A 12907-nucleotide genomic window follows, 5' to 3' on the forward strand; every position below is an offset into this window, starting at 1 on the left:
GACAGCCCGCTGCCGGGCGTGTCACCGCCGAAGGCCCGGCCCGGCTGCCGGAATGCCGAGGCCCCGGCACCACGGCGTCCACCGAACCAGCCGCCCGCCGAACGGGCCGCGGTCCGACCCGGCTGTGCACCGGACCGACCGGCTGACTGCCGGACCGGCTGCCGGACGGGCCTTCGGCCGATCCGGAAGCAGCCGGTCAGCCGTCAGTCGGTGGCCGCAACAGCCTCGTCGACCGTGGTGTGGATCGGGAACACCTTGGTCAGACCAGTAATCCGGAAGATCTTGAGAATGCGCTCCTGGTTGCAGACCAGGCGCAGTGAGCCCTCATGGGCCCGGACACGCTTCAGGCCGCCCACGAGCACGCCGAGGCCGGTGGAGTCGAGGAAGTCGACACCTTCCATGTCGACAACCAGGTGGTAGCTGCCGTCATTCACCAACTCGACCAACTGCTCGCGCAGCTTGGGCGCGGTATACACATCAATCTCGCCACCGACCTCGACGACCGTACGGTCGCCACCAGGGCCGGACACATTGCGAGTCGACAAGGACAGGTCCACGGATCCTCCAGCACCTTGCTATCGAGCGGTCGCCCCTCGGTCTCCCCGACGGAGCCAGGGGACGGATCGCCAGCCGCGATGGCATTCAATCACTTACCAGCAGCCATGCACGACGCCTTGGGACCATTGTCCGTCACGGCGGTGACACACTCGGTGCCGATGGCCAAGAATCACCGCCCCAGTCGACCACCCGAGAACAGGGACTCCCGCCCCTCTCCCGCCATGGTCCTCGACCGGCTCGCCGCAGCGGCGGGCCGGTCCGCGCGCATCACTCATACGGAGCACTTGCCCCCGCGAACAGGTACCCATGCCATCTGGCCCGCTCGCATCCGGCCGGAAGTGATCGCCGCTGTCCAGCAGGCCGGTATCGACCACCCGTGGGCACACCAGGCAGCCGCCGCGGAGCATGCCCTGGACGGCGAATCCGTCGTGATCGCCACCGGAACCGCCTCCGGCAAGTCGCTCGCCTATCTGGCCCCGGTCCTCAGCGCCCTGCTCGACGGCTCGGAGGCCCCCAACGGCCGTGGAACGACCGCCCTGTACCTGGCCCCCACCAAGGCGCTCGCCGCCGATCAGCGGCGTTCGGTCAGGGACCTCGCGGCCCCGCTCGGAAACGCGGTCAGGCCCGCGGTCTACGACGGCGACACCCCGGTCGAGGAACGCGAATGGGTACGTCAGTACGCCAACTACGTCCTGACCAACCCCGACATGCTGCACCGCGGGATCCTCCCGTCCCATCCGCGCTGGTCCTCCTTCCTGCGCGCCCTGCGCTATGTCGTCATCGACGAGTGCCACACCTATCGCGGCGTCTTCGGCTCCCATGTCGCCCAGGTGGTGCGCCGGCTCCGCCGCCTGTGCGTCCGATACGGAGCCGATCCGGTCTTCCTGCTCGCCTCGGCGACCGCCGCGCAGCCCTCGGTCGCCGCGGGCCGCCTCACCGGCCTTCCGGTCACAGAGGTCGCCGACGACGCCTCGCCCCGCGGCGAGATGGTCTTCGCCCTGTGGGAACCACCGCTGACCGAGTTGCACGGCGAGAAGGGCGCCCCCGTACGCCGTACGGCCACCGCCGAGACCGCCGACCTCCTCACCGACCTGACCGTCCAAGGCGTCCGCTCGGTCGCCTTCGTGCGCTCCCGGCGCGGCGCCGAGCTCATCTCCGTCATCGCCAAGGAACGCCTCGCCGAGGTGGACCGCTCGCTGCCCTCCCGGGTCGCCGCCTACCGCGGGGGCTACCTCCCCGAGGAACGCCGCGCCCTCGAGCGCGCCCTTCACTCCGGCCGGCTGCTCGGTCTGGCCGCCACCACCGCCCTCGAACTCGGTATCGATGTCTCGGGTCTGGATGCCGTCGTCATCGCCGGTTACCCCGGCACCAGGGCGTCGCTGTGGCAGCAGGCGGGCCGCGCCGGGCGCTCCGGCCAGGGCGCCCTGGCCATCCTGGTGGCCCGCGACGACCCGCTGGACACCTTCCTCGTCCACCACCCCGAGGCTCTGTTCCAGCAGCCCGTGGAGTCGACCGTTCTGGACCCGGACAACCCGTACGTCCTCGCCCCCCATCTGTGCGCGGCCGCCGCGGAGCTTCCGCTCACCGAGAGCGACCTGAAGCTGTTCGGGCCGTCCGTGGCCGAGCTGCTGCCGCAGCTGGAGGCCGCGAAGCTGCTGCGCAAGCGGGCGTCGGGCTGGCACTGGACCCGGCGTGAGCGGGCCGCCGATCTCACCGACATCCGCGGTGAAGGCGGCCGCCCGGTCCAGATCGTCGAGGAGGGCACCGGCCGGCTGCTGGGCACCGTCGACGAGTCGGCCGCACACACCGCCGTCCACGAAGGTGCCGTCCATCTCCACCAGGGCCTCACCTACCTGGTCCGGAAACTGGATCTGGAGGACTCGGTGGCGCTGGTCGAGGAAGCCAGTCCGCCGTACTCGACGACCGCCCGCGACACCACCTCCATCACCGTCCTGGAGACCGACACAGAGATCCCCTGGGGTGACGGAAGGCTCTGCTACGGCTCCGTGGAGGTCACCAACCAGGTCGTCTCCTTCCTGCGCCGCAAACTGATCACCGGCGAGGTCCTCGGTGAGACCAAGCTCGATCTGCCGCCCCGCACGCTGCGCACCCGCGCGGTGTGGTGGACGGTCACCCAGGACCAGCTGGACGCCGCCCGCATCAACCCCGAGATCCTCGGTGGCGCCCTGCATGCCGCCGAACACGCGTCGATCGGGATGCTGCCCCTCTTCGCCACCTGCGACCGCTGGGACATCGGCGGCGTCTCCGTCCCCCTCCATCCGGACACCCTGCTGCCGACGGTGTTCGTGTATGACGGTCATCCGGGCGGCGCCGGATTCGCCGAGCGGGCCTTCCACACCGCCCGCAGCTGGCTCACTGCCACCCGCCAGGCCATCGCGTCCTGCGAGTGCGAAGCGGGCTGCCCGTCATGCATCCAGTCCCCCAAGTGCGGCAACGGAAACGACCCGCTGCACAAGCGGGGGGCCGTACGCCTCCTCACCGAACTTCTCCGCTCCGCCCCGGCGGACCCGGAGCAGGCGGGGGAGCCGCCGAGCCCGGAACCGGACCGGGATCGCCCGTCGGAGGGCCCGCCCGGGACCTGACCTCGGGTGCGTACGGCCCGAACCGCACCCGGGCCGTCACATCGGCGATCTCCCCCTGCACCGCGCACCGGACCACCGCCGCACCCTGGGCGTCGGCCACCTCTGCGGCCGCCCTGCATGCCGCCTCGGCCCCGCGCAGGGCCCGGTCGGCCGCTGCCAGGGCCGCCAGGTCCGCCGCCCCGCCGGCCCGGTGCCGAGCGACCACCACCTGGCCGAGCGCAAGCACGGCCGCGAACACCGCACACAGCGCTGCCGTGGTCACTGCCACCCACACTGTCGCCACCCCGCGATCACGCCCCTCCCCACACCCGTGCGAACCCACCACCCGCAACGCCCGTCGAACCCGCAATGCCCACCGCATCCGTCGCACCCGTAGCTTCTGTCGCAGGGGCACCGCACTGATCGCCCCCGTCACGGCTCCGCCCCCAGCGTGTCCTCGGCCATCACCACCGCGTCCGCTCTCAGCGTCAGGGCCAGCGCACCCGGTCCGGGCGTCGGCGCAACCACCCGTACCCGCCACAGCTCCCCAGCCCGTTCCACCTCCACACGCGCCCGGTCGGGTGCCACCGAACGGGTGACAGCCAGCACCTGCGCCTCGGGTTCGGACCGAGCTGCCGCCCTCGCGCCGACCCTTGCGGCATCCACGCACCGGATCTGCGCGGCGGCGGCCATCAGCGCCCAGAGGAGAGCCAGAGCGAACAACATCAGCACCGGGATCACCATGGCGGCCTCCGCCGTCACCGCACCCCGGTCGCCTCCGCCCCCTTCGCAGTCCCCGACTCCCCTCCCCGAACGCCTCTCAGACCTTGGCATCGAGGGCGTCCGTGAGAATCGACTGCAACGCCGCCATGACCGGCGGACTCGTGACCACCTTGTAGAGCACCGCCGCCAGCGCACAGGCGGCAATCGTCCCCACCGCGTACTCGGACGTCGTCATCCCGCGGTCCGTTCGGACCCGGCGCACCACACGCCGTGCCCAGCCCCTGATGCGCTTGATTTGCCATGCCATGTCAACCTCCGAAAGTGTTCTTTTGTGCAGATTCATCACTGATTGGATGTTTTTGTTCATCGGGCTTGCAGAAGCCCGTTCGCCAGGCCGATGACCACCGGCGCCACACCGACCGCCAGAAAGGCGGGCAGAAAGCAGAACCCCACCGGAGCTGTGATCAGCACGCCGGCCCGCTGGGCGCGCGCCACGGCCTCGCTCGACCGTTCCGCCCGCATCGCCTCGGCCAGCCGGGCGACCGGCTCCGCCGCCGGAGCCCCGGTCGAACCCGCCCGGTCCAGACAGCGGGCCAGCGCGCCGGCTCCCGATATCTCGCCGAACCTCCCCCAGGACACGGCAGGTTCGCCGCCCAGCCGGATCTCCGCCGCTGTCCGTGCCAGCCGTTCGCCGACCGGACCGCCCAGCGACTCCCCGACCGCCTCGGCCGCTTCCCTCGGGCCGGCTCCTGCGGAGATGCACGCCGCCAACAGGTCTGCCGCCAAAGGGAGCTGGCGTTCGGCCTCAGCAGCTTCCGCAGCGGACGCGGCGGGTCTGCGCCGATGCCGCATCCGCTGCCATCGCCACGTGCCGTACGCCGCCACCAGTCCGACCGCGCACCCCCATGAACTGCCGACGAGGAACCAGCCCGTCACCACGGCACCCAGCAGCACGGCCCCGTCCTTCAGCCGGGCCCCGGACACCGACCGCTCGCGCCACCGCCTCCCGGCGTCGACCGCCAGCAGCACCGCGCCCCGGCGGCGAGCCACACGATGCCGCCTCCGCCCGGCCAGGCAGACGGCCAGGTATCCGACCGCGCCCAGGACGACCGCCACCGGAACCGGCCCGCGGACGATGTGCGCCACCACGCCGGCCCCTTCGCTCATGACCGCTCCCCCGCCCGTACGATCCGGCAGGCCCAGCAGAGGCCGGCCGTCTCCAGCAGCCCGCCCACCAACAGGCAGCACAGCCCGGCCGGACTGTGCAGGAGCACCCTCAACGGGGCGGCCCCCAGCGCCGCCCCCAGTCCCAGACCGAGCACCGGCAGCAGCGCCAGCACGGCCACCGTCGACCAGGCCCCCGCCAGCTGCGCCCGCAGCTCCTCCCGCCGACGCCGCTCGGCCCGCAGCGCGCCCTCCAGGCGGTCCAGACCGGCTGCCAGCCCCGCGCCGCCGTCGACCGCCACCCGCCAGCAGGCCGCCAGCCCGGCGAGCCCCTCCAGCCCGGGTTCGCGCGCCGCCTGCCCGAGGGCCCCCGGCACATCGCCGCCGAACCGCGCCGCGGCCGACACCGCGGCCTCCACCGCACCCATTGCCCCCGTGCCACGCACCGCCACCAGCAGTGCCTGCCCCGGCTCGTGCCCGGCCCGCAGCTCGCCCACCACCGCACCGCACAGCCCCACCACGGCATCCGCTCTGCGCTCACGCTCCCGCCGCCCGGCCCGCTTACGAAGCCATCGCCGCACCAGTGGTACCGCCAGCGCCCCCGCGATCACCGGTAGCAGGGACTCGCCCAGCACAGCAAGAAGCAACGCCACCGGAAGACACAGCCACTCCCGCCGCTCCCGGAACATCCCCGCGCACCACAGCCGGACCCGGTCCCGGCCGATCGGCGGCTCCAGCACGGAACCGACGAACAACATCCGCGCCCGCCGAGTTCCTTGGCCCCGCCCCACCATCAGCCAAGCCGCGGCCCCCACGCACACGGCCGACGCATACGTCGCGTACTCCGGGGCCCCCACCGCCGTGCCACCGGTCACAACGCACCCCCGATCAGCGACCGCAGCCGCTCCCGGCCTCGCTCGTGGACGAAGCCGTCAGCGCCCCACCGCAGCGCGGGCACGGTCACCACCAGCCCGGCCGCATCCCGCTCCAGCACATGCACCTCGGCGATCCGGCGCACCCCGGCCCGGTCCCGTGCGAGATGGACCACCACCGACAGCGCCGCCGCCAGCTGACTGTGCAGCGCCACCCGGTCAAGACCGGCTGCCGTCCCCAACGCCTCCAGCCGCGCCGGTACATGCTCGGCAGCGTTGGCATGAACCGTCCCGCAGCCGCCCTCATGTCCGGTGTTCAGCGCAGCGAGAAGTTCGGTGACCTCGGCGCCCCGCACCTCCCCGACCACCAGGCGGTCGGGCCGCATCCGAAGCGCCTGCCGCACCAGGTCCCGCAGAGTCACCCGTAGCGCGTTATGAACAGTTCGACTGTCTCAACCCGCCCGGTGTCTCATCAGGGCGCGGGCGCAAATCCAACGCCGACCCCACTCTTCTGCATTGAGATGTCTCACGAAGCGTTACCCATCCGTGACTTTCTCGGCTTTTCCGGCCATGGGGTGAGCGCTAGGGCTGTGCGACGGTTGCGTCCAGGGAAGCGGTGTAGCGGGTAGCTCCCCGTGAGGGTGTAGTTGCCCCGTGTGCGCGTGTGTCGCGTACTGGTTTCAGCGCGGACAAGGACCTCAGCAATCCTTATTCTCGCTGGTCAGGGGCACTTTCTGCTTACGTGACCACCTGTGGGACAGGACGGCCCACTTCACGAAAGCGCGAGGCTAAGCTTGGGGTCCAGCCACGCCTGAAGACGGGACGCGCGGTGTCTGTCTCCGGCAAGATGACATCCGTCTAGCTGATCCCCCGTAAGGATTGTTGTGAGCACACTCGGTAGCTTCATCTGGTCGATTGCTGACCAGCTTCGGGGCCCCTACCGCCCCAACCAGTATGGAACCGTGATCCTGCCGCTCACGATCCTGCGCCGCCTCGACTGCATTCTCGAACCCGACCGCGCGACCGTGCGCGAGCTGGCCGCCAAGTACGACAACCCCAACCGGCTCAAGGTCGAGGTCGCCAAGGCGACCGGCAGGCCGTTCTACAACACCTCGCACTACTCCTTCGCCAACCTCCTTGCAGATGCCGACGGTCTTGCGGACAACCTCGCCGACTACATCGACCGGTTCTCCGCGGACGTCGACGTGTTCGACTACTTCGACTTCAAGAAGGAGATCCTTGCGCTGGAGAAGGCAGGGCTCCTGCGCGAGATCGTCAAGGCGTTCGGAGCCGTCGACCTCCATCCCGACGTGGTGTCCAACTCGGACATGGGGGACGCGTTCGAGTACATCATCCGCAAGTTCAACGAGGCCGCCAACGAGACTTCCGGTGACCACTACACCCCACGCGACGCAATCCGTCTGCTGGTCGACTTGCTCTTCGCCGAGAAGGACGCCGACCTGACTGAAGCGGGCATCATCCGGTCGCTCTACGACCCCACCGCCGGCACCGGCGGCATGCTATCGCTCGCCGAGGAGCACCTGCTCGCGCAGAACCCGGGCGCCCGGCTGGGCCTGTACGGCCAGGAGTACAACCCGCAGTCCTACGCCATCTGCAAGTCCGACCTGCTCGCCAAAGGCCACGACGCGACCAACATCTCCTTCGGCAACACGCTCACCGACGACGCGTTCAAGGGTCGCCAGTTCGACTTCTGCATGTCCAACCCGCCCTACGGCGTGGACTGGAAGCAGTACGCTAAGACCGTCACAATGGAGCGCGACTCCGCAGGCCCCCACGGCCGCTTCGCGCCCGGCCTCCCGGCCACCTCCGACGGGCAGATGCTGTTCCTGCTGCACCTAGCCCACAAGATGCGGGCGCCGGAGGACGGCGGCGGCCGGGTCGGGATCGTCATGAACGGCTCCCCGCTGTTCAACGGCGCCGCCGAGTCCGGCCCGTCGAACATCCGAAAGTGGCTGCTGGAGAACGACCTCGTCGAGGCCATCGTCGCGCTGCCGACCAACATGTTTTTCAACACCGGCATCGCCACCTACATCTGGATCCTCGACAACACCAAGCACCCCGACCGCAAGGGCACGGTCCAGCTCATCGACGGCTCCTCGTTCTGGACCAAGATGCGGAAGAACCTCGGCGCCAAGGGCCGCGAGATCAGCGACACCGACCGCACCGAGATCGTCAAGCTGTACGCCGACTTCACCGACGCCGACCCCGACACCTCCAAGGTGCTGCGCAATGACGAGTTCGGCTACTGGACCATAACCGTCGAGCGGCCACTGTTGGACGAGGACGGCAAGTCGGTCACCGACCGCAAGGGCAAACCGAAGCCCGACACCAAGAAACGCCTCACCGAGAACGTGCCCTTCACCTACGGCGGCTCCACCGCTGGCCCGGCAGGCAAACTCGATGTCATCCAGTCCTACTTCGACACCGAAGTGAAGCCGCACGTCCCCGACGACGCCTGGATCGACTGGACCAAGGTCAAGACCGGCTACGAAATCCCCTTCACCCGCCACTTCTACAAATACGTCGCGCCACGGCCGTTGGCCGAGATCGATGCGGACCTGGAGAAGCAGGTCACCAAGATCCTCGACCTCCTGCGGGAGGTGGAGCAGTGACGCGCGCTGGCTGGTTCGGTGTGTCGCCAGCGGGCTGGTCGTCGGCGCCACTTGGCTACTACTCAGACGTCATGCTCGGGAAGATGATCAACGCGAGCAAGGACTCCGGTGTTGCAAGATCGGCGCCGTACCTCGCAGCTGGGTCGATCCAACCGGAACATCTGATCCTTGACGAGACAAGGACTATGCCTTTCTCCGACACCGAACTTGTCCAGTGCGATCTGCGTAAGAACGACATCGTCGTTGTGGAGGGCGGCGCCGGGTACGGACGCAGCCACTTGCTCAAGCAAGACTTGCCTGGTTGGGGTTTCCAGAACCACGTTGCCCGCGTACGGCCCTACGAGGCGGTCAGTCCAGGATTCGTCGTCTATTGCTTGAAAGCATGCCTCGCCAGTGGCTATGTCGAGGCCAACAACCGGACGGCGACTCTGCCTTCGCTCTCGCGCGACGTTCTCCGGTCGATTCCGATTCCCCTTCCTCCTATCGAGGAGCAGCACGCCATTGCTGACTACCTCGACCGTGAGACCGCCCGCATCGACACCCTCATCGAGGAGCAGCAGCGCCTGATCGCCCTCCTCCGCGAGCGTCGCGACGCCGAAGCCGATGACCTTCTCCGGTCGCCGTCAGAGGCACGGCACACGACTGTCAAGCGGGTACTTCAACCTCTTTCTCGCCCTGCCGCGTCAGGACTCGGCGTCATTACTGCCTTTCGGGACGGCATTGTGACTCTCCGAAGCAACCGCCGCGAGGAGGGGTATACGTTCTCCAACACAGAGAACGGATACCAAGAAGTCCGCCCAGGCGACCTCGTGTTCCACGCTCTCGACGGTTTTGCCGGTGCGGTCGGAGTGTCCGACAGCCACGGAAACGCAACGCCGGTCTATCACGTTTGCGTTGCCACGGCCGGCGACGATGTCGCATATGTTGCGCGGTTGCTCCGTTACTTGGGACGCAGCGGATTTCTTGCCACCCAAGCCCCGAACGTGCGTGAACGGAGCGTTGACTTCCGAAACTGGTCGATGTTCGGTCGGTTGCCTCTGACGTTGCCACCAGTCGATGAGCAGCGCCGCATAGCTGCGCATCTCGATGAGCAGGCCGCCAAGGTCGACCAGCTCATCACGGAGACCGAGCGGTTCATCGAGCTCGCTCGGGAACGCCGCGCGGCGCTGATCACGGCTGCGGTGACGGGTCAGATCGACGTGCGAGAGGCGGCGTGATGGCTGACCACAACGAGGTGGTCTTCGAGACCGAGATCTGTGAGCACCTCCACGCGCACGACTGGCTGTACTCGGACAAGGACACCGGCTACGACCGCGAGCGGGCGTTATTCCCCGAGGACCTGTTCGCCTGGCTGGAGGCGACGCAGAAGCCGAAGTACGAGAAGGCTTTGAAAGCCGCTGGCTCGCAGGAGAAGTTCCTCGATGTGCTGGTCGCGGCGCTGGACAAGCCCTTGGAACACGGTGGCGGTACACTCAACATCCTCCGCAATGGCGTGCAGTACATCGGCGGCGGGCGGCTGAAGCTGGCCCAGTTCCGCCCCGAGACGACGCTGAACGCGACCACCAACACCGAGTACGCCGCGATGCGGGTGCGGGTGATGCGGCAGGTGCACTTCTCCACCGCCGACCGGCGCAGCATCGACCTGGTCTTCTTCGTCAACGGCCTCCCGGTTGCCACGGTCGAGTTGAAAACCGACTTCACGCAGTCCCTGGAAGAGGCGATCAACCAGTACAAGAAGGATCGCAACCCACTGACGAACGGCCGCCCTGAGCCGCTGCTGTCCTTCGGCCACCGGGCGCTGGTTCACTTCGCCGTCTCGAACGACCTCGCCGCGATGACCACCAGGCTGGAGGGGGAGAAGACCCACTTCCTACCGTTCAACACCGGATTCGACGATGGCGGCGGGAACCCTCCCGGCGAGGACGGGAAATCCGCGACCGCCTACCTGTGGGAGCGGGTCTGGGAGAAGCACGCCTGGCTGGGCATCATCGGCCGCCTAATGATCGTGCAGACCAAGGACGAGTGGGACGTCGCCACCGGCACCTCGGTGCGCCGCACGAGCATGCTCTTCCCTCGGTTTCACCAGTGGGAGGCGGTGACGAACATTGTGGCCGCGGTGGCCGAAGAGGGTGTGGGCCATCGCTATCTGATCGAGCACTCGGCCGGGTCCGGGAAGACGAACACCATCGCCTGGACAGCCCACCGCCTGGCACGACTCCACGTCGAGGACAAGAAGGTCTTCGACTCGGTCATCGTGGTGGTGGACCGCACCGTGCTCGACGGGCAGCTACAGGACGCGATCCGGCAGATCGACGGCCCCGGCAAGATCGTGGCCCCGATCAGCCCCGAGGACGTCCGCAAGGCGGGCGCGAAGTCGAAATCCGGCCTGCTCGCACAGGCATTGAAGAACGGCGAGCTGATCATAGCCGTGACGGTGCAGACGTTCCCGTACGCGCTGGAGGAGATCCGGGCCGACTCCGGTCTGAAGGGCAAGCGGTTCGCCGTCATCGCCGACGAGGCGCACTCGTCCCAGTCCGGCCAGATTTCGACCAAGCTCAAGCAGGTGCTGACCGCCGATGAGCTCAAGGAGATCGAGGACGGCGGCGCGGTCGGCGTCGAGTCGGTCCTGGCCTCGGAGATGTCCGAGCGCGCCGAGTCGCCGAACATCTCTTACCTCGCCTTCACCGCAACCCCGAAGAACAAGACGCTGGAGCTCTTCGGTCGCAAGGGCCTCGACGGCAAGCCGGTCGAGTTCCACCTCTACTCGATGAAGCAGGCGATCGAGGAGGGCTACATCCTCGACGTGCTGAAGGGCTATCAGTCCTACGACACCGCGTTGAAGATCGCGGGCAAGGCCGCCGGTGCCAGTGCCGGTGACGGGAGCGACGGCGACGAGGTCGAGGAGGCTGCTGCCCGTAAGGGTCTGATGCGGTGGGTCCAGTTGCACCCGACGAATATCGGCCAGAAGGTCCAGATCATCGTCGAGCACTTCCACGCCAACGTCGCGCATCTGCTGGACGGCAAGGCCAAGGCGATGATCGTGACCGGCTCGCGCAAGGCCGCGGTGAAGTACAAGAAGGCGATCGACGCCTACATCGCCAAGCGTGCGGCCGAGGACGCCTCCTACGACTACCGGACTCTGGTCGCGTTCTCCGGGTCTGTGTCGATGGCCGAGGACGAAGAGTGGGGCACAGACTGGGGACCGGCGCCGACCAAGGACGACGAGTTCACCGAGGCGAACATGAACCCCGGAGCCGGCTCCGATCTGGCCGTCGCGTTCACAGGCGAGACCTACAAGATCATGCTGGTCGCCAACAAGTACCAGACCGGGTTCGACCAGCCGCTGCTCTCCGCGATGTACGTCGACAAAAAGCTGTCCGGCGTCACCGCGGTACAGACGCTCTCCCGGCTCAACCGCACCCACCGCACGGCGAGCGGGGAGCAGAAGCGCAAGACGTTCGTCATCGACTTCGTGAACAAACCCGAGGACATCAGGGCGTCCTTCGAGCCGTACTTCAAGAACGCCACCTTGGAGACCGAGACCGACCCGTACGTCGTCATCCACCTCGCCACCAAGCTCGCGCAGGCCGGGATCTATACCGAGGACGACGTCCGCAAGGTCGCCGAGCTGTGGGTCACCCGCAAGGGCAACAACGCGCTCTCCGCAGCGATCAGCCCGGCGCAGCACGACTTCCGGCGCCGCTACGCCAGAGCGATCGAGGGAGAAGACAAGGTCACGCTCACAACCCTCGACCTGTTCCGCAAGGACGTCTCCACCTACGTGCGGCTCTACGACTTCATAAGCCAGATCGTCGACTACGGCGACCCGTACATGGAGATGCTCTCGATCTTCCTGCGCCTGCTGGAGAAGGTCATCGCCGAGTCAGCCTGGGCCGCTGAGGTCGACCTCTCCGACGTGGTGCTGGTCGGGGTGAAGCACACCAAGGCGAGCATGGTCGACATCTCGCTGACCGGCGACGGCGAGCTGAAAGGCATCAACGCGGCGGGCACCGGCACGAAGAAGGAACCGAAGTACGTCGCGCTCCAGGTGGTCATAGACAAGATGAACGACCTCTTCGGGGCCGAGTCGTTCGTCGAGTCCCAGGTCCGGGAGTTCGTGCATGGACTGGTCCAGCGGCTGCTGGCCTACCCTGACCTGGTCAATCAGACCAAGGTGAACTCGAAGAAGCAGTTCATGGAGTCGCAGGACTTCCAGGTGGCGGTCACCGAGGCAGTTGTGGACAACCAGGACGCCCACAACACGATGGCTGACTACTTCTTCAGCGACGGACCTGCGATCAATGGCGTCATCGTGGCACTCGCCGACGCCTTCTACGAGGCGGCGGTCGATCAACCCGCGAGCTAACCAACCCAA

The 12907-nt window shown here is 67.9% G+C and carries 10 protein-coding genes and 1 pseudogene; 4 read left to right on the forward strand and 7 right to left on the reverse strand.

Annotated features, from left to right (window positions below; all coding sequences use genetic code 11):
• Window positions 1–203 precede the first annotated feature (203 nt).
• Entirely contained in the window at window positions 204–557 is a 354-nt protein-coding gene (locus tag ACNPQM_RS10595; protein WP_003967428.1) for an STAS domain-containing protein, read from the reverse strand.
• A 78-nt stretch (window positions 558–635) separates the two neighbouring features.
• Here ACNPQM_RS10595 and ACNPQM_RS10600 point away from each other — a divergent pair, with 78 nt between their 5' ends.
• Window positions 636–3161, forward strand: a complete 2526-nt coding sequence (locus ACNPQM_RS10600) for a DEAD/DEAH box helicase (RefSeq protein ID WP_418083810.1) — start codon at window positions 636–638, stop codon at window positions 3159–3161.
• Here ACNPQM_RS10600 and ACNPQM_RS10605 read toward each other — a convergent pair.
• The 6 genes and pseudogenes from ACNPQM_RS10605 to ACNPQM_RS10630 all read right to left on the reverse strand — a co-directional run.
• Complete coding sequence (locus ACNPQM_RS10605; protein WP_358857113.1) at window positions 3055–3522, reverse strand: Rv3654c family TadE-like protein; 468 nt, start codon at window positions 3520–3522, stop codon at window positions 3055–3057. The genes ACNPQM_RS10600 and ACNPQM_RS10605 overlap by 107 nt on opposite strands.
• A gap of 50 nt (window positions 3523–3572) precedes the next feature.
• Window positions 3573–3974, reverse strand: coding sequence for a TadE family type IV pilus minor pilin (locus tag ACNPQM_RS10610; protein WP_418083811.1), 402 nt, complete (start codon window positions 3972–3974; stop codon window positions 3573–3575).
• Window positions 3961–4170 carry a DUF4244 domain-containing protein gene (locus tag ACNPQM_RS10615; protein ID WP_418083856.1) on the reverse strand — a complete coding sequence of 70 codons (210 nt, stop codon included), beginning with the start codon at window positions 4168–4170 and terminating at the stop codon, window positions 3961–3963. Before ACNPQM_RS10615 ends, ACNPQM_RS10610 begins: the two co-directional genes overlap by 14 nt.
• 56 nt (window positions 4171–4226) lie before the next feature.
• Window positions 4227–5030, reverse strand: coding sequence for a type II secretion system F family protein (locus ACNPQM_RS10620; protein ID WP_418083812.1), 804 nt, complete (start codon window positions 5028–5030; stop codon window positions 4227–4229).
• The gene (locus ACNPQM_RS10625) at window positions 5027–5902 is read right to left on the reverse strand and encodes a type II secretion system F family protein (RefSeq protein ID WP_418083813.1); all 876 of its coding nucleotides are present in this window, start codon (window positions 5900–5902) and stop codon (window positions 5027–5029) included. Before ACNPQM_RS10625 ends, ACNPQM_RS10620 begins: the two co-directional genes overlap by 4 nt.
• A pseudogene (locus tag ACNPQM_RS10630) lies at window positions 5899–6330 on the reverse strand (ATPase, T2SS/T4P/T4SS family); the annotation flags it as partial. The gene ACNPQM_RS10625 and the pseudogene ACNPQM_RS10630, both read right to left, overlap by 4 nt.
• Window positions 6331–6783: 453 nt before the next feature.
• Between ACNPQM_RS10630 and ACNPQM_RS10635 the strand changes: the two are divergent.
• The 3 genes from ACNPQM_RS10635 to ACNPQM_RS10645 all read left to right on the forward strand — a co-directional run bounded on the left by ACNPQM_RS10635 (window position 6784) and on the right by ACNPQM_RS10645 (window position 12898).
• The gene (locus ACNPQM_RS10635; RefSeq protein ID WP_418083814.1) at window positions 6784–8532 is read left to right on the forward strand and encodes a type I restriction-modification system subunit M; all 1749 of its coding nucleotides are present in this window, start codon (window positions 6784–6786) and stop codon (window positions 8530–8532) included.
• Window positions 8533–8615: 83 nt separating this feature from the next.
• Window positions 8616–9749: a restriction endonuclease subunit S gene (locus ACNPQM_RS10640; protein WP_418083815.1), complete on the forward strand. Its 1134-nt coding sequence runs from the start codon at window positions 8616–8618 to the stop codon at window positions 9747–9749.
• Entirely contained in the window at window positions 9749–12898 is a 3150-nt protein-coding gene (locus ACNPQM_RS10645; RefSeq protein WP_418083816.1) for a type I restriction endonuclease subunit R, read from the forward strand. The genes ACNPQM_RS10640 and ACNPQM_RS10645 overlap by 1 nt, the downstream gene beginning before the upstream one ends.
• Window positions 12899–12907 lie beyond the last annotated feature (9 nt).

Source organism: Streptomyces sp. NPDC056231 (assembly GCF_048270745.1).
Taxonomy (GTDB): Bacteria; Actinomycetota; Actinomycetes; order Streptomycetales; family Streptomycetaceae; genus Streptomyces.

What these genes read in the sequence shown, in the direction of transcription:
- ACNPQM_RS10600 (WP_418083810.1), top strand. Translation starts at nt 636, where the DNA reads ATGGCATTCAATCACTTACCAGCAGCCATGCACGACGCCTTGGGACCA.
- ACNPQM_RS10605 (WP_358857113.1), bottom strand. Translation starts at nt 3,522, where the DNA reads ATGCGGTGGGCATTGCGGGTTCGACGGGCGTTGCGGGTGGTGGGTTCG.
- ACNPQM_RS10610 (WP_418083811.1), bottom strand. Translation starts at nt 3,974, where the DNA reads ATGCCAAGGTCTGAGAGGCGTTCGGGGAGGGGAGTCGGGGACTGCGAA.
- ACNPQM_RS10615 (WP_418083856.1), bottom strand. Translation starts at nt 4,170, where the DNA reads ATGGCATGGCAAATCAAGCGCATCAGGGGCTGGGCACGGCGTGTGGTG.
- ACNPQM_RS10620 (WP_418083812.1), bottom strand. Translation starts at nt 5,030, where the DNA reads ATGAGCGAAGGGGCCGGCGTGGTGGCGCACATCGTCCGCGGGCCGGTT.
- ACNPQM_RS10640 (WP_418083815.1), top strand. Translation starts at nt 8,616, where the DNA reads ATGATCAACGCGAGCAAGGACTCCGGTGTTGCAAGATCGGCGCCGTAC.
- ACNPQM_RS10645 (WP_418083816.1), top strand. Translation starts at nt 9,749, where the DNA reads ATGGCTGACCACAACGAGGTGGTCTTCGAGACCGAGATCTGTGAGCAC.